Origin of the sequence: Nonomuraea sp. NPDC049158 (assembly GCF_040648335.1) — a bacterium.
In the GTDB taxonomy this organism is placed as follows: domain Bacteria; phylum Actinomycetota; class Actinomycetes; order Streptosporangiales; family Streptosporangiaceae; genus Nonomuraea.
The window spans coordinates 253,841-276,902 of the sequence record NZ_JBEZDM010000014.1; the positions used below are offsets into that span (position 1 = coordinate 253,841).

Here is a 23,062-nt window from a genome sequence, read left to right on the forward strand (position 1 = left end):
CAATCCTGCCTTATACTGGAATTCGGAAGGAGTGGCTACCCCCACTTCTTTTATTATAGCCGCCTTTGCTAGGCCGGCCATTCTGGTGCTCGGCGGCATCGGGCTGGTGCTTGGCAGCATCGCTGTGGCCCTTGGGTCTCTGCGGAACGTCGTAGATGGGAGCAACCTGGAGCAGGGGGAGGCTAGCATCACTCCAAGTCCATTGTCGTCGGCAACGGGTCCACATGCTCCTTGAACATGCCCGCTCGACTGCTGTCTCGTGCGCCATTCCGGGGTGGATGAACCGTCCTACGGAGAGTTTCAGGTAGGCCGGCGCTCCCATGGCATGGCTGTTTTGCTGGGCGCGGTTTTGACAAGGGTTGCCGCACGGTCTGGCGTCGGACTGCGTGCCATTGAGGTAAGGAAAATGATGCGCAGGTTAGCTATCGTTGTCTTGGTTATAACGCTCCTCGCGGGTTGCTCGGTGCAGGTTCGGGCGGACCAAGATCCGCCCAACACTGCGAAACCCCCTTCTCCGCTTGCTTCGGCCAGTCGCTTCCCCTACACAATGCGGCCTCTAATGGACCTGAGGAAAATAGCCAAGGGAAAGGTCGCGCTCTATCGCACTGATGAGAAGGGAGGACAGGCTTACTGGCGCACAAAGGTAAAACTCGGCACTTACTACACGGTCGCTGTAGATTGCGTGGGGCCAGAGGGGGAATTGGTGGTCGGGACAGTAAACGGCGCTGGCCCACACTTGGTGCGTCCATGCAAAGCCGGCCATGCCATGTATACAATTGATAATTATCCGCGAAAGCCACCAAAAGTTCGCGAAGTCACGATTCGAGCACCGCGTGGGGCCAAGCGGGCAATACTAATCACCGTGCTCCCCTGAGCGCGCATCCCTCCGATGCACATAGCCCCAGGCCAGCGGCCCAGGCTGCAACTCGGACTCAAACCGCCCCCACCGCCGCGCCGACGGCTCATCCGCCGAGACCGGCCCCTTGGACCGCAACGCTTCAGTACCGCCCTCCGGCGTTCTACAGATGTGAAGCGAGAAAGGCAGTAGAAGTAGTTCTTTTCGTACCTCAAGGCGACAGCATTAGGCCGACTGGCTGGGAATGGGGCGAATCCAGTCTCTCCTGCTCCGCCCAGCGAGGCTTTCTTCTGATCGGAAGTGCAGTCGGCTATGGCCGGTTTTCAGAAACGGGTATCACACTTGCTTCCCTGTGACACCTCGGCGCTCGGGGTTGAGGGCCTCAGTCTCGCCGTGTTGCGAGAAAGTGCAGCGGACGGGCGCATCTATGCTTTCATTGTGCAGAGTATTCCAGTGGCTATTCTCAGAAGTTCAAAAGGATCGGCCATCGCAGCGGCGAGAATTGTAGACATGAGATAGTCTCTAGGTTGAGATGGGCGTCCGTTGCGGAGAATCAACAGGCCAATATTGCAATCGGGTAACTGCCATCTTTGCGCTTGGGGATCCTGTTGGCGGCATGGGATGATCTGGGTCATGGGAGAAGCGCGGAGAGCGGCCGGGCAGGCTAGTATTTCCCCGGTTGCCATGCTACGGATGATTGGATCAGCTGCTGTTGTGGGGGGCTTGGCCCTTGCAGCGCTGGAGCTCTTCAGGCATCCCATGAACCCGGAGCTTCCATGGTTGGCTGTTTTTCTGGCCACCGTTTTGACGGGTGTTGGCCTGCGGATTGAAGCGGCAATCCGCGACCGCCACAGTACTGATGGCCGCGACAGCCGTCGGCCGTGACTTGTGTAGATGGCTTCGACCCAGCGGACGCGATGGCCATCGGAGACACCCATAGGCACTCTTACATAGCCGCCGGAGATTGTGCTGGGCTAAAAGGAAACTGGTAACTATCCGCTCGACTAACTTTGTGACCGTCCGTATATGCGCGGGTGGGTCCATGCGGGCCGCGTGGCGACGCATACACGGTGACCACGTTGTCATGGGTGGGGGATCCGGCCGCGGTGCTGTACGCCCGTCAGGTGCTGGCACGTCTCGAATCCTCTGACGATGGGGCGCCCCGGCCGCGTAGGGCTGCCCCGGCGCGGCTGGATCTGGCCCTCGCGTTGCTGGCCGCCGAGCAACCAGACGAAGCCGTTCACGTGACCATGGCGGCGATCGAGAGCGGGGAGATCGTGCCGTCGAACTATTGGCGGGCTGTCGAGATCGCCCTGAGCGTTGAGCGGTGCGGGTTGCCGGACGCCTCCGACCTGGCGAAGGCGTGTCGGGCCGCGATCGCCCCCATGCCGAACGCCTCGTAGCCAGGACCTAAGGGGTTCAGGTCGGCTTCTGTGGCTGATCGACAGCGTCGCGGAAGGCAGGCTGCGCGGCCGGTTCGCTTGCGACACGTGAGCCGATTAGCACGTGCGAGACTGGTACGTATGACGACCGGCGTGGATGGTGCGCGGACGCCGCGGAAGTACAAGGGTTCCGGCCGGCTGCCGACGATGCAAGACATCGCTGACCATGTGGGCGTGTCGCGTCAGCTGGTCTCGCTGGTGATGCGGGATGTTCCCGGGCCCAGCGCGGAGTCGAGGGAGCGGATTCTCGCTGCGGCGAGTGAGCTCGGGTATCGGCCGAATGCCTCGGCGCGGCTGCTGCGCCAGAATCGTACGCGGCTGATCGGAGCGTTGTTCGAGATCCGCCATCCGTTTCAGGTGCGCTTCGTGGAGCGGCTGTTCGTCCGGGCTGCGGAAGAGGGCTTCGGGTTGGCGCTGGGCCCGCGGACGGTTGAGCGGTCGACGGATGTCGTTGTCGCTGAGCTGATGGAGCAACGGGTGGAGGCGCTGGTCGCGTTCAATCCGGATCCGGCGTCGAGTGCCCTGGCGGAGGCTTGTGATCTCGTGCCTGTGGTGTGGCTCGGGGAATGGGTGCGTAAGCCCGACGTCGACAATGTTCACGTGGATGAGGTCGAGGGCCTTCGTCTCGCGATCGAGCATCTCGTGGAGCTCGGGCATCGTGACATCGTCTACGTCGGCGGGCTTGGAGGGAACGTAGGCCGGGATCGGGTCGATGCCTACCGCGGGGCGATGGCCGCGTTCGGGCTGGAGGATCGGGTCGAGGTGCTCTCCAGCGGCTTTTCCGAGGAGAACGGCGCGAGCGCGGCGCGCGAGATCCTGGGGCGGGACCGGCGTCCGACCGCTCTGGTGTGCTGTGGCGACCAGTGCGCGGTGGGTGTGCTGGCGGTGTTCGCGCAGGCGAATGTGCCGGTGCCCGGCGAGATCTCCGTGGTCGGGTTCGATGACAGCTACCTGGCGTCTCTGTCGTACCACCGGCTGACGTCGGTTCGGCAGGATGTCGAGGCCACCGTCGAGGCGACCTTGACGTCGGTGCTGGAGCGGCTCGAGTGCGGTGACAAGCCGCGCCGAGTGAGTGCGACGCGGACGGAGTTGGTGGTTCGCGAGTCGACAGGCCCCGCCCGTACCGGGTCGTGACCTGGAGAGGCGGCTCGTGACGTGCGGAAGGAATGCCACGGCCCGGGCGGCGCCCGCCCGGACCGGGTCGTGATGTGCGGGTGAAACGCCGCAACCCGGACAGGCCCCGCCTGGCCGGGTCGTGACGTGCGGGTGACACGGCCACGGCCCGGCCGCGGCGATGGGCTGGGGTCAGCGGACGCCGCGGATGGGGATGATGAGCGCGGCGCCGATGGCGGTGATGATGCCCGCGCCCCAGAGCAACGCCGGGTAGTTGTCGCCACCGCCGATCCCCAGCAGCATGAGCCCGAGCGCCGGGGCGAGGGACTGGGGCAGGGAGTTGGCGATGTTCATGACGCCGAGGTCCTTGCCCGGCTTGTCGGGGTCCGGCAGGACATCGATGACCAGAGCCGTGTCGACGGCCGCGTAGATGCCGAAAGCGAGTCCCATGATGACCTCGGCGAGGTAGAACACGCTCACGCTGTCGGCGAAGGCGAGGATGACCAGCCCGACGCCGAACACGAGTGAGGAGCCGGCCACGAAGATCTTCCGGCGACCGAGCTTGTCGGACAGCCAGCCGGCGACGGCGGTGCCGATGAACAGGGTGATCGTGTACAAGAGCACGCCGTTGGCGACCACCGCGACCGCGTCGGTCGCGCTGAGGCTCAGATGGCCCTGCATGTAGAGCAGCCGATAGGTCGTGAACATGAAGGCCCCGAGGACCATGCAGAACCGCGACCACCAGGCCAGGCCGAAGTCGGGGTACTTGATGGGGTTCGTCCAGAAGGTGCCGAGGATCCGGGCGAAGGAGAACGGCTGGACTGGTGTGTCCGGGAGGCGATCGGGGGTGACGAGGACGTAGACGATGATGCAGGCGACGCCGATGACGCCGGGCGCGACGAACAGAATGGGCAGGTTCTTCACGAGCAGGACGGCGCCGTAGCTGCCGGCGAGGATCGACACGTTCTGCGCGAGAGCGAGGACGCTGGACGCGCGGCCGCGCTGTGCTTCGGGGACGTTGTCGGCGAAGCTCGCGACCAGCGCCGCCGATGCCGCGTTCGACGCGAGCTGGCAGACCAGCCAGGCGATGGTCAGCGTGAGCACGTTCGTGCTCACGGAGACCCAGGCGAGGCCGGCCAGCAGCGCCACGACGCCGCCGAGGAGCCAGGGTCGGCGACGCCCCCACCTCGTCTTCGTCGCATCGCTCAGTGCTCCGAAGAGTGGGTTCCCGACCAGGGCTCCGAGCGCGCCGATGGGTAGCACGGTGCCGATGATGGATGCGGGATTGTCCGGATTCAGCTCCTGCGCCTTGAGCTGCATGCTGACGATCACTGGCGACAGGATCGCCACGAAGATTCCGAACTGCGCCAGCCCGAGGGCGGCGAGGTACCAGTTGCGGACTGGCTGGGTGGGGAGGGGGGGTGTGTGCGAGCGCGCCGGCAGTTCTGTCGACATCGACGCCTCCTTTAGTTCGTAGCCGAACGCCAGAAACTCGGTCAACACAATTTGGCTCGTGCTAACCTGCGCGTAACTTTAGCTCGTGCCAAGTGAGTTTTCTAGAACGTCGATGACATGGAGTGAACATGCTTCCTTCTCATCTCCCCGACCCCGAGCTCTACCTGCCAGGCACAGGGGAGCCGTCGCTGCGGTGGGGCATCGTAGGGCCGGGCTGGATCGCGGGTGAGTTCGCCAAGGCGCTGCGCGCCCACACCGCGCAGCGCGTCGTGGCGGTCTCGTCCCGCTCGGCCGATCGGGCGGCTGCGTTCGCCGCCGAGCACGGCATCGAGGTCGCGCTCGGCTCCACCGAGCAGCTGGTGACGCATCCAGAGGTGGATGTCGTCTACATCGCGACGCCGCAGAGCGAGCACCTTTCGATCGGGCTGGCGGCGATCGCCGCGGGCAAGCACGTACTGATCGAGAAGCCGATCACGGTGAGCGCGGCCGAGGCCCGGACGCTGGCCGATGCGGCACGTGCCGCGGGGGTGCTGGTGATGGAGGCGATGTGGAGTCGCTACCTGCCCCAGACGTCGGTCATCCGCAAGCTCCTCACCGATGGCGTACTCGGGGAGCTTCGTGTCGTACTCGCCGATCACGGGCAGGCGATCACGGCGGATCCGCAGCATCGCCTCTACCGGCCCGAGCTTGGCGGCGGCGCGCTGCTGGATCTGGGCATCTATCCGGTGCAGCTCTCCTCGATGGTGCTCGGCACCCCGACCCGGGTCGTCGCTGTCGGCGGCATGACGAAGACGGGTGTGGACGCCTACTCGACGCTCGTGCTCACCCATGAGGGCGACGCGCAGTCCACGCTGTACTCGTCGATCCTGGCGAAAACTCCGATGACCGCAGTGATCGCAGGGTCGGAAGCGACGATCAGCATCGATGGCAGCTTCTACACCCCCACGTCCTTCACGCTCGCAGAAAGTAACCCATTCGGCTCCGCGCTCACCTGGAGCGACCCGACGGACCTGAAGCTCTTCGCCGGGCTCTCGTGGGAGGCCACTGCGCTGGCCAGGTTCGTCGGCGAAGGTCGTACCGAGTCGCCCGTGCACACGCTGGACGAGACCGTCTCGATCCTCCACACCATCGACCAGGCGCGAGCCCAGCTCGCCGCCTCCTGACTCGAAGGAGAGCTGTCATGACCGATCTCGTCACCACGCTGGAAAGCCAGGAGCAGGAACTGGTCTTCGACGCGTTCGACCACGCGCACGCCTGGCAACTGGGCACCCGGATCACCGAGATTGCGCAGAAAGCCGGCCACAAAGTGGGTATCGACATCCGCCGGCCCGGCCTGATCCTCTTCCGCGCCGCCCTGCCGGGCATCACCCCCGACCAGGACACCTGGATCGCCCGCAAAGCCGCCGTCGTCCTGCGTATGGAGGCCAGCAGCGCGCTGGTGGACGCCCGCCTGTCCGCCATGGGGGTGAATCCGGTCGCGGCCGGATGGCTGGGCGCCGAGTACGCGGTGACCGGCGGATCGTTCCCCATCCGGGTTCGAGGAGCCGGGGTCGTCGCGGCGGCGACCGCCTCCGGACTGTCCTCGCAGGACGATCACGACCTCATCGTCGAAGGCATTCGCGCCTACCTGGCCGAGGGAAGTGGCCAGTGAGCGACCAGAAGGTGCCAACGCGACAGTTGCAGCCCGGCCAGCGCGCCCGCATCCGCGTCTGGGATCGCCGCACCGGAGCCGTGCGTACGGTGTCCGAGTCGCGCGATCGCCTCTACGAGGCGCCGAACTGGACGCCCGACGGCCGGCTGCTGGTCAACGGCGACGGGAAGCTCTGGCTCCTGCCCGCCGACGGTTCCGAGCCGCCCCGGGAAATCCCCGCGGAAGGGCTGCCGGACGTCAACAACGACCACGTTCTCGCTCCCGACGGGGAGACCGTGTTCGCGTCGGCGAACGACTGGCACATCTGGCAGGTCCCCCTCACCGGAGGTACGGCGCGGCGCGTCACCGCCGATGACGGTGGGATGCACTTCCTGCACGGCATCAGCCCTGACGGGCAGCGGCTCGGCTACGTTCGCTTGACCCCGGAAGGGGACAACTGGTGGGCGTCGGCGACCATCCACACCGTCGGCGTCGACGGGCGGGGAGATGTCGCCGTCACGACCGACCCGGGCCCGGCGGACGGATGCGAGTGGACGCCGGACGGCGAGTGGATCGTGTTCAACACCGAGCAGTTCTCCACCACGGCCGGGCACGCCCAACTCGCCCGCGTACGGCCGGACGGGACCGAGTTGGCGCAGCTGACCTTCGACGAGCGCGTGAACTGGTTCCCGCATGTCGCTCCGACCGGCGACGTCGCGGTCTATCTCAGCTACCCGCCGGGCACCACCGGGCACCCCGCCGATCTGCCGGTGGAGCTGCGGCTGGTGTCGGTCGGCGCCTGGCAGGAGCCGACCACGCTGGTCGCGCTCGACGGCGGGCAGGGCACGATCAACGTGCCCAGCTGGGCGCCGGACGGATCGGCGTTCGCGTACGTGGACTACCCCTTCGACCAGCCTGCGAGGAGACTCCCATGACCCTGGTGCGCCGCACCGCGATCAACCCGCTGCCGTGGATCCTCGGCGACAGCGGCTACCGGCTCGACCGGGCGGTCCTGAAGGAGGCGATGACCGCGCTATCGGCGGTGGGGTTCACGCATCTGACGATCGAGCTGCCCCCGGAGATGACCCCGAAGGAGTACGGCGCGCTGCTGGCGGAGCATTCGTTCGCGGCCGCGCCCGGGTACTTCTCCGCGCCGTTTCACGACCGGGATCGGCACGGGGAGGCCGTCGAGGCGATCAAGCGGCACGCGCGGGCGCACCTGGAGCTCGGCGTGGACAGCGCCTTCATCGCCACCGACCTGCTGCCTGACCGCATCGCGCACCCGGCCGTCGGCACCGGATACGACGCGGACCGGACGCTCGTGGTGGCCGACGGGCTCGCGGCCGCTGCCGAAGCGGCCGCCGCCGAGGGTGTGCGGTACGGGCTGCACCCCCACGTCGGCTCCGCGGTGGAGGTCGAGCGGGAGGTACGCGCCGTACTGGATGCCACCGCGGGCAGCGCGCTGTGGTTCGGCCCCGACACCGGCCACCTGCGCTGGGCCGGTACCCTGCCGGAGGAGGTCATCGCCAACTACGCCGACCGGGTGCTCAACGTCCATCTGAAGGACGTCGACGCCGCGGCCGCGGACGCCGCACGGGAACGTGACGAGGACTACATGGCGGCCACGGGCGGCTCGAAGGTCTGGATCGAGCCGGGACGCGGGGCGATCGACTTCGACGCCGTCCTCGCCGCCCTCCCAGAGGGGTTCGACGGCTGGTTCGTCATCGAGGTGGACGTGCCCAACCTGCCCACGCCGACGGAGAGCAGCGCCGCGTCGCTGGCGTTCCTGCGGCAGCACCCGTACTTCACCACGCCAGTCGGAGACGACATCTGACCGCCGCGGGTGGCGATCATCGTGACTGGGATGATCGCCACCCGCGCATGTCGTGCGTCCCCGAACATGGCGTCGTTGCCGTGGGCCAGGTCAGGCTGGACCACTGTCAGGACACGGCCCAGCCAGGCGACCGCTACTGGATCCGCTCGAAGGGTGCCGGTGCCTTGCCGGTCCAGCGGTGGAGCTGGGCGAGGCCGGTCTGCTTGGTCACCCCGTCTTCCACGACCGTGCCCTGCTGGGCGACGTAGTAGCGGCCGTCGTCCAGTGAGGCCAGGCCGTACTGGCCGCCGAATTCCCAGCCCCAGATGCCGGTCGCCTGGTCATGGAGACCCCGCTCGAGCAAGGAGAGCGTCTTGCCGCGCTCGGGCTGGGGCTGGCCTTCGATGGGCTTGATCACGGCGGGCTTGGAGCCGTCGATCATGAAGAAGGAGTAGTTCGGGAACTGCGGCTTGACGCCCTTGTACGCCGCCATGAACCAGTTGCCGGTGTGGCCGTCGTACTCCAGGTTCTGCACGCCGTAGGTGGTGTTGCCGGTGCGGACGAAGTACTTGCCGTCCGAGCGGGATGGTCCCGAGGTGTGCGGCTCGGTCTGGGTGAGCGGGCGTTCGTACTGGCGCCACTGCTTGATGTCGTACTGCAGGATGACCTGGTAGTCGTTGTCCTGGCGGTCGGCGTTGGCGTAGATGCCGTACGCGACCGTCAGCTTGTCGCCGCCGCCGCGCTTGCCGAACGCGGGGCCGAAGGCGACGCCGTCGATGCCGCTGCAGCCGTAGCGGTGGTCCGGGGTCTTGGCCGTGTCGCCGTCGAAGACGCCGTCGCCGTTCATGTCGGCGCTGTAGTCGTCCACCACGTCCTTGAGGTAGACGGCCGTGACCACGTCGGAGGTCTCGGCGTTCATGTCGAGGCTGGTGATGCGGTCCACGTCGAAGATGGCGATGTAGAAGGACTTGGCGGCCTTGTACTCCAGGGAGCCGTACACGCGGCCGTCACGGCTGTTGAAGTCCAGGTCGCCCAGGTGGCCGGTGAAGCCGGTGACGGAGCCGACCGGCTTGCCGGCGAGGTCGGTCTTGACCAGGAGGTTGGTGAAGGAGAAGTACATAAACCCCTTCTTCTGGTCGATCGCGATCCCCTGTACGTGCCCCGACGGCCAGGCCCCGCCGTTCACCTCCGCCGGAAGTCGCGACGGCCGGTCGGCCGCCTGGGCGGGGAGGGCGAGCAGGGCCGACGCCGTCAGCGTCGCGAGCAGTAGTTGAGCGACCCGCATGTTCTTCCGCGTACCTTTCCGTGGATCAGTGCTGATCCACACCATAAAGGGACACACAGGAACTTTACTGACTGTTGTTTGACTCTTTTGTGGCGTCTTGTTGAACGTCAGAGACTGGAGCCGATGTCATCGCCGCGCGGATGCCGCGCTGGAGCAGGGCGGGCAGGCACAGGACGGTGCCCAGCGCGCCGATCCACACCGCGGCGGCGAGCCCACCCAGAGCGGTCGCCGCGGCGGCCAGCAGACTGCCCAGCGCGATGGCACCCCATAGGAGGAATCGCTGCACCGAACCGACCCGGCCCAACAGGGATGCCGGGGTGAGGACCTGGCGCATCGTGATCGATGTGGGGCTGAAGGCGCCCTCGCCGACACAGTGCACGATGCTCCCCGCGACCAGCCCGATCGCGCCGGGTGTCCCGCCCAGGGAGCCGAGCGCGGGCATGGCGACGATGCCCAGGACGGACACCGACGCGGCCAGGACGAGGGTGCGGGGCGAGCCGAGACGGCGGATCAGCCGGGTCGACAGCAGGTTCCCGATCGGGTAGCCCGCCGCGGCGGCGCCGATCACCACGCCGATCCAGCCGGGGGACAGGCCCAGGACGTTGCGGCAGTACAGCACCAGGCTCGTCTCGACCATGGACAGTGCCAGGACATAGACCGTGCCGCACGCCAGGACGGGCCGGAGGACCGGGTGCCGGAGCGCGAACCGCAGCCCCTCGGCGATGTCGCGCCGCATCCAGCCGGGCTCACGTCCGGAGCCCAGCTCGGCGGTGCCCTTCTCGCGGTGGCGGATCAGCGCCAGCGAGGTGAGTGACGCCGCGAAGCTGACCATGTTGGCGGCGATCGCGCCGACCAGGCCGAGCACCGCGATGACCGGCCCGGCCGCCATCGGCCCCAGCGCCTTGGCCGCCGACTCCGACAGGGCCAGCCGCGTGTTGCCGCGATGCAGCGCGTCCGCCTCGTCGTACAGGCTGGGCAGGTAGGAGGTGTACGCGACCTGGAAGAACACCACCGCGCACCCGCTCATCAGGATCAGCGCGAACAGCAGCGGAAACGTCAGCCCGCCCAGGGCGGCCAGCACCCAGATCGCGCCGAACGCCAGCACCTGCACGCCGTCGCAGACCAGCATGACGGTACGGCGGGGCAGCCGATCGACGATGGCCCCGGCCGGCAGGCCGAGCGGGAGGAAGGGGACGAACAGCGCGAACGGCAGCAACGCCGCCTGGGCCGGGGAAGCGCCCAGGATGGTCACGGCCAGCAGTGGCAGCGCCAGCGTCATGAACTGGTCGCCGAACAGCGACAACGACTGCCCGGCCCAGAGCAGACCGAAGTCACGGTCTGCCGTCCGGCGCGTCGCGTGCCCCAGCGGCGGTTCGTCGAGCGACCGGTCAGTGGCCGCGGAGCTGGGCCGCTTCGTCATGCGGACCGCCAGAACTCACGGACCCGTGCCCTCATGGCGACCGCTGGAACCCGTGCCCTCATGCGGCCCAGACCGCCGATCACGAAATCGATGTCGTCACCGCAGAAGAGCGGATAAAGCTCCTCGTTGCGGGCGTCCGGTTCGGTGGCCCGGCCGTTCGGGTGTTGGAACATGCCGCGAATTGTGCCGATCGCCGCCCGTCGGGCGACGGCGACGATCGGACCTATATATGCCTTTAAATGGGGATGAGGGGGTCAGCGGCGGTGCGAGTGCCGGTGGATCATCTTGAAGACCATGGCTCCGATGAACACGAAGAACAGCACCTTGGCGATGCCGAACCCCCCGAACACGAACCCCACCATCAGCAACACGAACAGGATCGGCAGGAACGGCCCCGGCCCATGGCGCGGCCGCCCCCAGCCGTGGCGCATGTCGCGCCGCTCGTGACGCATCGACTGCATCTGGTGCCGGTGCGCCTTCATCGCCGCCCGCCAGGCGTCCTTGTCGAACGCCTGGGCAGGCATCCCCTGCGGCGCGCGGTAGTCGTACTGCCGCCGCTGACCGGGCAGGTCAGCGGTGATCTGCGCCAGGTCGCGCGCGGTGCGTGCGCCGAGCGTCCGGTCGAGGCGCTGGTCCAGCTCCTCGCGGTCGAGGCGGCCCTGCGCGAAGTGCTCGCGCAGGTCGGCCATCGTCTGTTCGCGCTCGGCGTCGCCGATGCGGAGATCGTTGGGGTCCATGGCTGGTTCCTCGCTCTCCCCGTACCGGCCTTCCAGGGTGGCGCCGGTCATGCGTTACTCCTCACCCGGGTCGCCGTCGGCCAGAATCTGGTAGAGCTTGCGCCGGGTCTCTACAAGAGTCTTACGCGCTTCGCGGATTTGTGCGTCGCTCCCGGTCTGCAAAACCTGCATCATCGCGAATGCCGACTGGCGCGCGATGTCCCACAGGTCCGCGGTGTTGTCGTCGATGTCGGGGCGCATCTCGTCCCACGGGGCGCGGATCTCGTCGGCGTGCGCCTCGATGTAGGCGAGTCCGGTCTCGGTGAGGCGGAAGGTCTTGCGGCCCTCGTTCTCCGCGGCGACGACCAGCCCCTCGTCGGTGAGCTGCTGGAGCGCCGGGTAGACGGCGCCGGGGCTGGGCTTCCAGCCGCCTTCGCTGCGCTCGGCGATCTCCTGGATGATCTGGTAGCCGTTGCGCGGCTCCTCGGACAGGAGCGCCAGGATCGCGGCGCGTACGTCGCCCCGCTTGGCCTTGCGGCCACCCCGGCCTCCCCAGCCGCCCCGGTGCCCGAACGGGCCCGGTCCGCCGGGACCCCATCCCCAGGGCCCCCGCCCGAACTCGGGCGGGAATCCGCGCCGGCCGCGTTGCCGCTCCTCGTGCGGGCCGCCGCCGCGGTGGTGATGGTGGTGGTGCCCGCCCTGTTCCCACGCCTCGGCCACGGCCTTGAGCGCTTCGCGGGCGGCACGCTTGAACTCGCGGGGCTCGGGCCACGGACGCCCTGCTGCTTGTGCGGAAGTCATGTCAAACTCTCCTTCTTGTGAACGCTTGTGAATGTTCTCGATGCTTCAAAGATATATCGCCAATATGTCGTTCGCAAGCGGGAGGGCAGAGTGAGACAGATCACGAAAAAGTTGCGGATTACGGGAACAGGAGACGGGAGGGTGTCGTTGTTCAGAGCAGACGAGGTCGTTCCGCGTCGGCAGGGCTGGGGGGTGCTGTCGCCGCGGAGACGACCTCGTCTGCGTTTCCGGACATTTCCCGGATGGGCCCGGATGGGCCCCGATGGCCGGCGATGGTCTGCGGTCGGCAAAGTCCGTAGCGCCGAGGTGACTGTGATGGCGCGCCAGGCGGGTCTCCGCGCGTAAAGAACGGCTTTGCCGTACAGTTTCGATCATGATGGGGCATTCGCATGCGATGACCGGGGCCATCGCTTGGCTAGGACTCGCGCCCGGGCTCGCCGCGCTCCCGATGCTGACCGACTCCTCCAGGTTCATCGAGACCGGGATCATGGCGAACGCCCTCACCCCGGCCGAGTTCATCGCCGGCGCCATCATCTGCGCCGGGGCGGCCATGCTGCCCGACCTCGACCATCCGAGCGCGACGATCGCGCAGACGTTCGGGCCGGTCACCTGGCTGCTGAGCAAGGGCGTCAACTGGCTGAGCGGCGGACATCGGGGGGCGACGCATTCGCTGGTGTTCGCGGTGGTGCTCGGGTTCGCGGCGCACTGGCTGGCCAACACCTATCCGATCGGCCGCGACATCATGGTCGTGCTGCTCATCGGGCTGGCGCTGCGCGCGATCGGCATCGGCATCCCGGGCAACAAGCTCGGCTCAGCGATGATCAACGTCGGCCTGACCGCCGGGCTCTACGCCGTCTTCCTGTCACAGGGGGTCGGCTACGCCTGGCTGGGCCTGGCCGTGGCGATCGGCTGCCTCGTGCACGTCGTCGGCGACTGCATGACCGAGCGGGGCTGTCCGGTGCTGTGGCCGGTGTCGGTCCGGTTCGTGCTGCCGTGGAAGATCGGGATCAAGACCGGGAAGACGTTCGAGCAGAAGATCCTGGCTCCCGTGCTGTCCATCGCCATCATCGGCCTGCTGTTCTGGCGGCTGGCGCCGGTTTAACTTGATGTCGAGATACTTTTAGAGATATCTTGACATCAAGACATCCGCCGCGCGGCCCTGCGGGTTAGGTTCACCTAACGTTCTTACTGCTCCCGGGGTGCGGCAGGATTCAACTGAGCAAATGTCTATGGAGGAGGCGAATCATCGTGTCCGCGAACAGCTTCGGCAGCCGTGACACGCTACGCGTAGGCGACGCGTCTTACGAGATTTTCCGGCTGGACGCCGTCGAAGGCGCAGCCCGCCTCCCGTTCAGCCTGAAGATCCTGCTGGAGAACCTCCTCCGCACCGAGGACGGCGCGAACATCACCGCCGACCACATCCGCGCGCTGGGCGGCTGGGATCCCAAGGCGGCGCCGAGCGTGGAGATCCAGTTCACCCCGGCCCGCGTCATCATGCAGGACTTCACCGGCGTGCCGTGCGTGGTCGACCTGGCCACCATGCGTGAGGCCGTACGCGACCTGGGCGGCGACCCGGCCCGCATCAACCCGCTGGCCCCCGCCGAGATGGTCATCGACCACTCGGTCATCGTCGACTACTTCGGTCACCCCGACGCCTTCCAGCGCAACGTCGAGCGCGAATACGAGCGCAACCACGAGCGCTACCAGTTCCTGCGCTGGGGCCAGACGGCGTTCGACGAGTTCAAGGTCGTCCCGCCCGGCACCGGCATCGTCCACCAGGTCAACATCGAGCACCTCGCCCGCGTGGTCATGATCCGCGACGGCAAGGCCTACCCCGACACCTGCGTGGGCACCGACTCGCACACCACGATGGAGAACGGCATCGGCGTCCTCGGCTGGGGCGTCGGCGGCATCGAGGCCGAGGCCGCGATGCTCGGCCAGCCGATCTCCATGCTGATCCCGCGCGTGGTCGGCTTCAAGCTCAACGGCAAGCTGCCCGCCGGCGCCACGGCCACCGACCTGGTGCTGACGGTGACCGAGATCCTGCGCAAGCACGGCGTGGTCGGCAAGTTCGTCGAGTTCTACGGCGACGGCGTCTCGTCCGTGCCGCTGGCCGACCGGGCCACGATCGGCAACATGAGCCCCGAGTTCGGCTCCACCTGCGCGATCTTCCCGATCGACGGCCAGACGGTCGACTACCTGCGCCTGACCGGCCGCTCCGAGGAGCAGATCGCGCTCGTCGAGGCGTACGCCAAGGCCCAGGGCCTCTGGCTCGACCCGTCGGCGCCCGAGCCGGTCTTCTCCGAGTACATCGAGCTCGACCTCGGCACCGTCGTCCCGTCCATCGCCGGCCCGAAGCGCCCGCAGGACCGCATCGCCCTGTCGGCCGCCAAGGACACCTGGCGCCGCGACGTGCGCAACTACGTCACCGACTTCGACGGCGACGGCGTCGACGAGGCCGTGGAAGAGAGCTTCCCCGCCTCCGACGCGCCCGCCTCCAACTCCCGCGCCAACGGCTCCCGCCCGCACAAGACGGTCGCGGTGACGCTGGAGGACGGCACCTCGTTCGAGATCGACCACGGCATCGTCTCCATCGCCGCGATCACCTCGTGCACCAACACCTCCAACCCGTACGTCATGCTCGGCGCGGCCCTGCTCGCCCGCAACGCCGTCGAGAAGGGCCTGACCCGCAAGCCGTGGGTCAAGACCTCCCTGGCTCCCGGCTCGCAGGTCGTCACCGGCTACTTCGAGCGTTCGGGGCTCCAGCCGTACCTCGACAAGATCGGCTTCAACCTCGTCGGCTACGGCTGCACCACCTGCATCGGCAACTCCGGGCCGCTGCTCCCGGAGATCTCCGACGCGATCCAGGCCAACGACCTCGCCGTCACCGCCGTGCTGTCCGGCAACCGCAACTTCGAGGGCCGGATCAACCCCGACGTCAAGATGAACTACCTGGCCTCGCCGCCGCTCGTGGTGGCGTACGCGCTGGCCGGGACCATGGACCTCGACCTCGACACCGAGCCGCTGGGCATCGGCGCCGACGGCACGGCGGTCTTCCTGCGCGACATCTGGCCCTCGCCCGAGGAGATCACGGCCGTGGTCAACTCCTCGATCGGGCGCGACATGTTCGAGCGCGACTACGCCGACGTGTTCAAGGGCGACGAGCACTGGACGTCGCTGCCGATCCCGACGGGCAACACCTTCGAGTGGGACCCTTCCTCCACGTACGTGCGCAAGGCTCCCTACTTCGAGGGCATGCCCTCGACTCCTGACCCCGTTACCGACATTTCCGGCGCTCGCGTGCTGGTGAAGGTCGGCGACTCGGTCACCACCGACCACATCTCGCCGGCCGGCTCCATCAAGGCCGGCACGCCCGCCGCCCAATACCTGCAGGCGCACGAGGTCGCGGTCAAGGACTTCAACTCCTACGGCTCGCGGCGCGGCAACCACGAGGTCATGATCAGGGGTACGTTCGCCAACATCCGCCTGCGCAACCAGATCGCGCCCGGCACCGAGGGCGGCTACACCCGCGACTTCACCCAGGACGAGGGGCCGGTGTCGTTCATCTACGACGCCTCGGTCAACTACGCCTCGGCCGGGACGCCGCTGGTGGTGCTCGCGGGCAAGGAGTACGGCTCGGGCTCGTCGCGCGACTGGGCGGCCAAGGGCACGGCGCTCCTGGGCGTCCGCGCCGTGATCGCGGAGTCGTACGAGCGCATCCACCGCTCGAACCTGATCGGGATGGGCGTGCTGCCGCTGCAGTACCCGGAGGGCGTCTCGGCCGCCTCGCTGGGGCTGACCGGCGAGGAGACGTTCGACATCACCGGGGTGGAGGAGCTCAACAAGGGCGGCATCCCGGCGACCGTGCACGTCAAGGCGGGCGAGGTGGAGTTCGACGCGGTGGTCCGCATCGACACGCCCGGCGAGGCCGACTACTACCGGCACGGGGGCATCATGCAGTACGTCCTGCGCTCCCTCCTCGCCAAGTCCTGATCCGACGCCAGTCGTGAGCCCTCGCGAGGGTTCGAGTCCTTAGCTTCAGTGAGGGTTCGAGCCCTTCGCGAGGGTGCTGAGACCTCCCGCGCCTCCGCCTCGGCCACCAGCTGAGCGGGGGCCGCCGGGATCCCGCGCCGCACTTCCCGCGGCCGGGCGGGCGCGACCTCACGCGCCCACATCGGGGGTGAACCACCCGACCACGAAGAGCCGCCCGGCACCACACCGCCGGGCGGCTCGACGGTCTTACGGCCAAGTGGTTTTCGGCTCCTCGGTTTCACGGTCATGTGCTTTTACGAACAGTGCTTTACAGCGGGCGCGGTGAGCACCACCCGCTGTCCGTGGCCGGCCGCCGTCCAGGGGCGGCTCCTCCGTACCTGTTTTACGGGCACTTTCTTTTACGGCAGGCACGGTGAGCCCCACCCGCCGCCCGTGGCCGGGCCCCGTCCAGGGGCACGCTCCTGCGGTTCACGGGGCTGGGCGCCGTGACGTGCGTGTTCTTGGCCGCCTGCTTCGGCTCGCGTCACCCGGTGGATCAGCGGGATATGCGGCGATATGCGCGGACGGCCAACGGGATGAAGACGACGATGAGCGCCCCGGACCACAGTAGAGTCGCCATGATCGGGTGCTGGAGCGGCCAGGCGGTGGAGTGCGACGTCGGGTTGCCGAAGAGCAGGCGGGCGGCGGCGACCACGGCGCTCATCGGGTTCCAGTCGGCGACCGGCTTGATCCAGGCGGGCAGCCCCTCGGTCGGGACGAACGTGTTGGCCAGGAACGTCATCGGGAACAGCCACCCGAACGTCGCCGCGTCCGCCTGGGCGCCACTCTTGACGAACAGCCCGATATACGTGCCCACCCAGATCATCGCGAAGCCGAACAGGGCCAGCAGGCCGAACGCCGCCGCCGTCTGCCCGACGGTGCCGTGTGCCCGCCACCCCGCCAGCAGCACCGCCGCCACCACCATCGAGGCCAGCGACAGCAGGTGCATGGACAGGTCGGCGATGCTGCGGCCGATGAGCACGGCGCCGCGGGCGATCGGCTGGGCGCGGAACCGGTCGATGATGCCGCGTTCCATGTCCTCGCCGACCGCCGTGGCCGCGGCGGCCGCGGTCATCGCCATGACCTGCATGAAGATGCCGGGCATCAGGTAACTGCGGTAGTCGCCCCCACCGGGGAGCGTGATCGCGCTGCCGAAGACATAGCCAAACAGGATGGTCATGACAACGGGAAACACCAGGTATCCCGCTATTTCCCCTGGCTGCGCCATCAGCCTGAAGTAGGTGCGGCGCGCGATGGTCAGGGAGTCGGAGATCGTCCAGCGGAGGCGCTCGCCGAGCGTCGTCGGTGGAGCGGGTACGTGGACAAGAGCCATGCGGCATCACCTCGTGGGAATCGGCCGGAACATGCCGGAAGGCGGGTCGAGTAGCGATCAGGGCGGCCTGCTCGGGCGGCCTGCTCGGGCGGCCTGGTCGGGTCGCGGTCAGCGGCTGTGGTCGGGTGGTCAGGTGGTGGTCAGGTGGAGGAAGACCTCGTCCAGGGTGGGGCGGCGGAGGGACAGGTCCTCGACCGGGATCATGGCCGTGTCCAGCGCGCCGGCGATGCGGATGAGCGACTGCGTGCCCTGTTCGACCGCCACTGTCACCCGCCGCTCGTCCACGACCTCCACCTGCCGTTCATCGGCCGTACGCCGTACCAGGTCGAGGGCTTGGGGGACGTCGGCCGCCGCCCGGAGGACGACCTGCACCCGGTCGCCGCCGATCCGCTGCTTCAGCTCCGCGGGTGAGCCGGAGGCGGCGACCCGCCCCTGGTCGAGCAGGACGATCTGGTCGGCGAGACGGTCTGCCTCGTCCAGGTATTGGGTGGTGAGCAGCAGCGTGGCCCCTTCGGCGACCAGGTCGCGCAGCAGCTCCCACAGCCCGAGGCGGCTGCGCGGGTCGAGACCGGTCGTGGGCTCGTCCATGAACAGCACGGGCGGCGCGACGATCAGGCTGGCGGCCACGTCGAGGCGGCGGCGCATGCCCCCCGAGTACGTCTTGACCCGCCGGTTCGCGGCGTCGGTCAGGTCGAACCGCTCGAGCAGCTCGTCGGCCCGCCGCCGGGCCGCCGCCTTGGGCAGGTGGTACAGGCTGCCGAACATCTCCAGGTTGCGCCGCCCGGTGAGTAACTCGTCGACCGCCGCGTGCTGCCCGGCGAGCCCGAACATGAAGCGCAGCCGCGCCGCGTCCCGCACCACGTCCAGCCCGGCCACCTCCGCGTGACCGGAGTCGGGCCGGAGGAGCGTGGTGAGGATGCGTACGGCGGTGGTCTTGCCCGCACCGTTGGGGCCGAGCAGCCCGCAGACCGTGCCCGCCGGCACGGACAGATCGATGCCCGCCAGCGCGTCCTTGGACCGGTACCGCTTCCGGAGCCCTTCCGCGTGGATCACGACGAACCTCCTTAACACCGTTAAATCTAACGGTGTTAAGGATGCATTGAACGTTGTTAAACTGTCAACCGTGGCACTCGAAAAAGGCACCATCGTGGCGACGGGGCTCCGCTTGCTCGACGAGGTGGGGCTCGACGGCCTCACCTTGCGGCGGCTGGCGGCGGAGCTCGGCGTGCAGGCGCCGGCGCTCTACTGGCACTTCAAGAACAAGCAGCAGTTGCTCGACGCGATGGCGGTGGCCATGGAGGCGCCGCACGTGACGCGGCCGGTGTTCACGGACTCGTCGCAGTGGCTGGAGTGGGTGGCCGACTACGCCCGCGGCAGCCGGTCGATACTCAACTCCCACCGCGACGGGGCCCGGCTGGCGGCCGGGACGCGGTCGTCGCCCGAGATGTTCGCCATGGTCGAGCGGGCGGTGGAGGCGCTGGAGCTGGTGGGCTTCACGGTGATGGACGCGGCGCGGGGACTGTTCGCGGTGAGCAACTACGTGGCCGGGTTCGTGCTGGAGGAGCAGGCCGACCGGACGCGGCCGGACGGGGACGAGTCGGGGCCCGACATGGCGGAGTTTCAGGCACGCTACCCCCGGATCATGGCGGCCCTGCTGGAGGAGGGCGACCCGCAGGGCGACAGCTCGTTCGAGGCGGGGCTGGCCCTCATCCTGGACGGCATGCGGCTGCGACTGTCCAACGGGAGCGTCGCCGATTGAGGCGGGTTGGCGACGGCCGATCGGCGAGTCTGGCACGATGAGGGTGCCACCCGGCGAAATTCCGCTTCGCCGGATGGCACTAATCGTCAGACGATGTCCGCGATCCAGTCGGTCACTTCACGCACGATCTCGTCGGGAGCGATCCCGACCCTCCTGGTGAATCGCTGGGGAGACACGCTTCGCACGTGCTCAACCATGGCCCAGCTGGGTTTGTCGAGCCCCGTGCCTTCGCGGCTGACCGGGATGTGGTTGTCCCATCCGCGCTCGGTCGTTGTCAGGGGGACAATGATCTTTACTGCGGCCGCGGCATTGAAGTTGTCGTTGCTCACGACGAGCACGGGGCGACGGTAGCCCTGCTCTCGTCCGGTTGGCTCGCCCAGCTCAGCGAGCCAGATCTCGCCTTGGATCACCCTCATCTCTCTCCTCGGGAAATGTGATGAGCCCCTCCCACTCGGGTGCGATGCGGAGGGAGCTTGATGGTGGGCCTTGGACCAGCTCGGACTCGGCGAGATAGTCGGCCCAGGCTCGGGGGTCCTCCTTCCTCGTGCGTTCCATCTGGTCCGCGACATGTTGCCAGCGGTGCTTCTTCTCCAACTCCCGAATGGCCTGGTCGATGATCGCGGTCATGGGTTCACCCGCCCTTCTTGCCAGTGCGGCGATTCTGTCCCGGGTCTTGACGCTGACGCGTATCGTCGTCGCTTTTTGTTTCACGGTCATACTCCGGAGGCTACGTCTGCGTCGGGAAGAAACCTACACCCTCGTCGTAACGCATGCCGCTCGAATGGCAACACAGAGTAATGATGATTGACTCTCCTCCGTGACTCAGATGGCATTAGTGCTGATTGTTGGCGGTTTGGCGGTCTTCGTTGGAGCGGTTGTCCAGGGCAGCGTGGGGTTCGGGCTGGGGTTGGTGGCCGCGCCGGTGCTCACCATGCTCGACCACTCCCTGATGCCCACCGCCATTCAGGTGGTCAACGTCACGTTGCCGCTGTTCACGCTGGCCGCGGAGTGGCGGAAGGTGGACTGGCGCGGGGTGGTTTTCGCGGTGCTGGGGCGGCTGCCCGGTGCGGCCATCGGTGGAGTCGTCCTGGTCTACATATCCGTCTACACGCGAGGCGTCTTCGTGGGGGTCATGGTGCTCATCGCGGTGGGTCTCACGGCGTGGGCGGTCAGCGTGCCGCGCAACGATGCGACCATCGCGGGGGCCGGGTTCTTCTCGGGCATCACCGGCACCGCGACCGGCATCGGCGGGCCGCCGATCGCGCTGGTCTACCAGCACGCCAAGGGGCCGCAGATCCGGGCGACGCTGGCGATGGTCTTCTTCCTGGGCGCCGCGCAGTCGCTGGCCATCCTGGGCTTCGTGGGGGAGTTCTCCGGCCGGGCGGCGGCGACGGGGGCGGTGTTGATCGTGCCGATGGTGCTCGGGTTCCTGGCGTCGGGGCCGCTGCGGCGCTACCTGGACGGTGGGAAGGTGCGGACCGCGGTGCTGGTGGTCGCCGCCCTCTCGGCCGCCGCCCTCATCGCCCAGAGCCTGGCCACCTGACCCAGGTCGCCAAGCCCTCTGAACGTGCTCCTGTGGTTGAGGAGGCGGGCGATACAACCTTCCGTCACACAGGTCGCGTTGGCAACGGGGGAGAGGAGATCACATTGGATCGTCACGACGGCTTTCGTGAGTTCGTGCTCGCCCGCCAGCAAGCCCTGATGCGGACCGCGTACCTGCTCACGGGAGACCCGCACCTGGCCGAGGATCTGCTGCAGAGCGTCCTGATCAATGTCGTGGGCCACTGGTCCAAGCTGGTCAAGGACGGCAACCCGGAGGCGTACACCCGCAAGGCCCTGGTCAACCAGTACATCTCCTGGAAGCGCAGATTACGTCCCGAGATGCCGAGCGGCGACCCGCCCGAGCGGGGCGCGTTCTCCGACGGGGCTGTGCTCGACCGGATCGTGTTGCGTCAGGCGCTGGCCAAGCTGGGGCGCAGGCAGCGCGCCGTGATCGTGCTGCGTTTCTGGGAGGACCTGACCGAGGCACAGACGGCCGAGGTGCTGGGCTGCGCGGTCGGCACCGTCAAGAGCCAGACCCATCACGCGCTGGCCCGTCTGCGCGAGGTCGCGCCGGAGCTGGTGCATCTGCTGGATGATCCCGAGATCGTGGAGGTGGCACGATGACGAGACTGCGTGAGGCGTTGGGGGACATCGCCGAGGAGGCGCCGCTGGTGAGCCTCGCCGACGTGGCCATCGCGGGCCACCGGCGCAGGCGGCGGACCGTGCTGACGGCATCCGCCGTGGCGGCGCTGTGCGTGACGGCGGCGGTGGCAGTGGTGGTGGCGGTGCCGTGGCCGCGTGGTGCCCAGACGGCCACGCGGCAGGGCCAAGAGGCCGTGCCCGACCTGCCCCCGGGCAAGGTGGGGGCGATCAGCCGCGCGTACAAGACTTCCTGCAAGTTCGTCGAGCGTGAGGCTGACTGCTCCGCGGTCGAGTGGCGGGTGGTCACCCGTGCCGGCAAGACCTACCGCGTGCCGCAGGCACTCGTCGAGACCGCCAAGGGCGAGCGGGTGCCCGTCGCGATCAGCCGGGACGGCCGCTTGCTCGCCTACTACAGCCGTGACGCCCAGGCGCATGTGGTGCGCGACCTGGTGGGCGGCTCCGAGACGACGTCGCGGGGCACGGTCAAGGAGGAGCAGATCGGCATAGGTTCCATGCTCGTGCTCTCCGACGACGGCCGGTACATCGCCTTCGACCCGCGCGAGGGCAGCAAATATCCCGGCATGCTGATCGACGTGCGCACTGGCAGGAAGACGCCCATCAACGGCAAGTACGAGCCGGTCAGCATCAAGGGCGGCGTCGCCGAGCTGGTCCGGTACCGCAAGACCGACCTGTGGCTCATGCCCGTCACGGGGGGCGGCAAGCCGGTCCGCTTCAACGGCGTGTTCATCATGTTCAGCGAAGTAGCGCCCGACGGTCGTACGGTGGTCGCCGTCGAGTTCCCGAAGGTCGGCAAGGGCGAGTTCCCGGGGCACGAAAAGCGCATGCTGACCCTGCTCGACGCCAAGACCGGCAAGACCCTGCGCAAGGTGCCCGTCCGCGGCCTCCCGGACGACCGCGGCGGCGTCGCCAGCACCACGATCTGGCAGAGCGCATCCGAGGTCACGCTGCTGTACGGGGGCAAGGAAGGCGAGCGCTCGTACGCGGTCGACGTCAACACCGGGCGGGCTCGGCTCCTGGACCGGCAGTCAGGCAAGGTCATGAACCTGATCTATCCCGGGGCGGCCGCGAGCGGCTGACAGCCGCCCAAGAGACGCCCCCCAAGAGACACCCAAGAGACGCCGCACCGGCCGGCGCCGCCCGACACGAACTGGGTGATGCCCTTGGCCTTCAGCTTCTCGGCGTCGGCCAGCAGGTCGGCGTAG

22 protein-coding genes are annotated in these 23,062 nt (G+C 67.9%); 12 read left to right on the forward strand and 10 right to left on the reverse strand.

Annotation, left to right across the window (positions count from 1 at the left end):
- Positions 1-1,926: 1,926 nt before the first annotated feature.
- Both AB0B61_RS29515 and AB0B61_RS29520 read left to right on the forward strand, forming a co-directional pair.
- Positions 1,927-2,259, forward strand: a complete 333-nt coding sequence (locus AB0B61_RS29515) for a hypothetical protein (protein ID WP_358438412.1) — start codon at positions 1,927-1,929, stop codon at positions 2,257-2,259.
- 120 nt (positions 2,260-2,379) lie between these two features.
- Entirely contained in the window at positions 2,380-3,432 is a 1,053-nt protein-coding gene (locus AB0B61_RS29520) for a LacI family DNA-binding transcriptional regulator (protein WP_358438414.1), read from the forward strand.
- A 171-nt stretch (positions 3,433-3,603) separates the two neighbouring features.
- On the opposite strand, the gene AB0B61_RS29525 is transcribed toward AB0B61_RS29520, so the two are convergent.
- A complete protein-coding gene (locus AB0B61_RS29525; RefSeq protein WP_358438417.1) occupies positions 3,604-4,866 on the reverse strand; it encodes an MFS transporter in 1,263 nt (420 codons plus the stop codon).
- Positions 4,867-4,994: 128 nt separating this feature from the next.
- Between AB0B61_RS29525 and AB0B61_RS29530 the strand changes: the two genes are divergently transcribed.
- From AB0B61_RS29530 to AB0B61_RS29545, 4 genes are read left to right on the forward strand one after another with little or no spacing between them, the layout of a single operon-like run.
- Positions 4,995-6,029 (forward strand): Gfo/Idh/MocA family oxidoreductase, encoded by a 1,035-nt coding sequence (locus AB0B61_RS29530; RefSeq protein WP_358438420.1) that lies wholly within the window; start codon positions 4,995-4,997, stop codon positions 6,027-6,029.
- A gap of 17 nt (positions 6,030-6,046) precedes the next feature.
- Complete coding sequence (locus AB0B61_RS29535) at positions 6,047-6,517, forward strand: heme-degrading domain-containing protein (protein ID WP_358438422.1); 471 nt, start codon at positions 6,047-6,049, stop codon at positions 6,515-6,517.
- Positions 6,514-7,431 (forward strand): hypothetical protein, encoded by a 918-nt coding sequence (locus AB0B61_RS29540; protein WP_358438424.1) that lies wholly within the window; start codon positions 6,514-6,516, stop codon positions 7,429-7,431. The genes AB0B61_RS29535 and AB0B61_RS29540 overlap by 4 nt, the downstream gene beginning before the upstream one ends.
- On the forward strand, positions 7,428-8,330 hold the full coding sequence (locus AB0B61_RS29545) for a sugar phosphate isomerase/epimerase (protein WP_358438427.1): 903 nt from the start codon (positions 7,428-7,430) through the stop codon (positions 8,328-8,330). Before AB0B61_RS29540 ends, AB0B61_RS29545 begins: the two co-directional genes overlap by 4 nt.
- Positions 8,331-8,463: 133 nt before the next feature.
- On the opposite strand, the gene AB0B61_RS29550 is transcribed toward AB0B61_RS29545, so the two are convergent.
- The 5 genes from AB0B61_RS29550 to AB0B61_RS29570 all read right to left on the reverse strand — a co-directional run bounded on the left by AB0B61_RS29550 (position 8,464) and on the right by AB0B61_RS29570 (position 12,531).
- On the reverse strand, positions 8,464-9,594 hold the full coding sequence (locus AB0B61_RS29550) for a hypothetical protein (RefSeq protein WP_358438430.1): 1,131 nt from the start codon (positions 9,592-9,594) through the stop codon (positions 8,464-8,466).
- Positions 9,595-9,658: 64 nt separating this feature from the next.
- Positions 9,659-11,014, reverse strand: a complete 1,356-nt coding sequence (locus tag AB0B61_RS29555) for an MFS transporter (protein WP_358438432.1) — start codon at positions 11,012-11,014, stop codon at positions 9,659-9,661.
- Positions 11,011-11,187: a hypothetical protein gene (locus tag AB0B61_RS29560; protein WP_358438435.1), complete on the reverse strand. Its 177-nt coding sequence runs from the start codon at positions 11,185-11,187 to the stop codon at positions 11,011-11,013. Before AB0B61_RS29560 ends, AB0B61_RS29555 begins: the two co-directional genes overlap by 4 nt.
- Positions 11,188-11,268: 81 nt before the next feature.
- On the reverse strand, positions 11,269-11,802 hold the full coding sequence (locus AB0B61_RS29565; protein WP_358438438.1) for a DUF1707 domain-containing protein: 534 nt from the start codon (positions 11,800-11,802) through the stop codon (positions 11,269-11,271).
- 3 nt (positions 11,803-11,805) lie between these two features.
- Positions 11,806-12,531, reverse strand: coding sequence for a PadR family transcriptional regulator (locus tag AB0B61_RS29570; protein ID WP_358438441.1), 726 nt, complete (start codon positions 12,529-12,531; stop codon positions 11,806-11,808).
- Between the two features lie 373 nt (positions 12,532-12,904).
- Between AB0B61_RS29570 and AB0B61_RS29575 the strand changes: the two genes are divergently transcribed.
- Together AB0B61_RS29575 and acnA are read left to right on the forward strand one after the other, a co-directional pair.
- Positions 12,905-13,633 carry a metal-dependent hydrolase gene (locus AB0B61_RS29575; protein WP_358438444.1) on the forward strand — a complete coding sequence of 243 codons (729 nt, stop codon included), beginning with the start codon at positions 12,905-12,907 and terminating at the stop codon, positions 13,631-13,633.
- Positions 13,634-13,779: 146 nt separating this feature from the next.
- Complete coding sequence (acnA, locus tag AB0B61_RS29580; protein WP_358438446.1) at positions 13,780-16,524, forward strand: aconitate hydratase AcnA; 2,745 nt, start codon at positions 13,780-13,782, stop codon at positions 16,522-16,524.
- A 535-nt stretch (positions 16,525-17,059) separates the two neighbouring features.
- On the opposite strand, the gene AB0B61_RS29585 is transcribed toward acnA, so the two are convergent.
- Both AB0B61_RS29585 and AB0B61_RS29590 read right to left on the reverse strand, forming a co-directional pair.
- Positions 17,060-17,896 (reverse strand): ABC transporter permease, encoded by an 837-nt coding sequence (locus AB0B61_RS29585; protein ID WP_358438449.1) that lies wholly within the window; start codon positions 17,894-17,896, stop codon positions 17,060-17,062.
- A gap of 129 nt (positions 17,897-18,025) precedes the next feature.
- Positions 18,026-18,949 carry an ATP-binding cassette domain-containing protein gene (locus AB0B61_RS29590; protein ID WP_358438452.1) on the reverse strand — a complete coding sequence of 308 codons (924 nt, stop codon included), beginning with the start codon at positions 18,947-18,949 and terminating at the stop codon, positions 18,026-18,028.
- Positions 18,950-19,019: 70 nt separating this feature from the next.
- On the opposite strand from AB0B61_RS29590, the gene AB0B61_RS29595 reads away from it, so the two are divergent.
- Positions 19,020-19,655: a TetR/AcrR family transcriptional regulator C-terminal domain-containing protein gene (locus AB0B61_RS29595; RefSeq protein WP_358438455.1), complete on the forward strand. Its 636-nt coding sequence runs from the start codon at positions 19,020-19,022 to the stop codon at positions 19,653-19,655.
- A gap of 86 nt (positions 19,656-19,741) precedes the next feature.
- Here the strand turns inward: AB0B61_RS29595 and AB0B61_RS29600 are convergent, their stop codons facing one another.
- Together AB0B61_RS29600 and AB0B61_RS29605 are read right to left on the reverse strand one after the other, a co-directional pair.
- On the reverse strand, positions 19,742-20,071 hold the full coding sequence (locus AB0B61_RS29600; protein WP_358438458.1) for a type II toxin-antitoxin system PemK/MazF family toxin: 330 nt from the start codon (positions 20,069-20,071) through the stop codon (positions 19,742-19,744).
- Positions 20,037-20,372, reverse strand: coding sequence for a hypothetical protein (locus AB0B61_RS29605; RefSeq protein WP_358438461.1), 336 nt, complete (start codon positions 20,370-20,372; stop codon positions 20,037-20,039). Before AB0B61_RS29605 ends, AB0B61_RS29600 begins: the two co-directional genes overlap by 35 nt.
- Positions 20,373-20,508: 136 nt before the next feature.
- Here AB0B61_RS29605 and AB0B61_RS29610 point away from each other — a divergent pair, with 136 nt between their 5' ends.
- The 3 genes from AB0B61_RS29610 to AB0B61_RS29620 all read left to right on the forward strand — a co-directional run bounded on the left by AB0B61_RS29610 (position 20,509) and on the right by AB0B61_RS29620 (position 22,936).
- The gene (locus AB0B61_RS29610; protein WP_358438464.1) at positions 20,509-21,198 is read left to right on the forward strand and encodes a sulfite exporter TauE/SafE family protein; all 690 of its coding nucleotides are present in this window, start codon (positions 20,509-20,511) and stop codon (positions 21,196-21,198) included.
- A 104-nt stretch (positions 21,199-21,302) separates the two neighbouring features.
- Positions 21,303-21,821, forward strand: a complete 519-nt coding sequence (locus AB0B61_RS29615; RefSeq protein ID WP_358438466.1) for a SigE family RNA polymerase sigma factor — start codon at positions 21,303-21,305, stop codon at positions 21,819-21,821.
- Complete coding sequence (locus AB0B61_RS29620) at positions 21,818-22,936, forward strand: hypothetical protein (protein WP_358438468.1); 1,119 nt, start codon at positions 21,818-21,820, stop codon at positions 22,934-22,936. The genes AB0B61_RS29615 and AB0B61_RS29620 overlap by 4 nt, the downstream gene beginning before the upstream one ends.
- Positions 22,937-23,062: the final 126 nt, after the last annotated feature.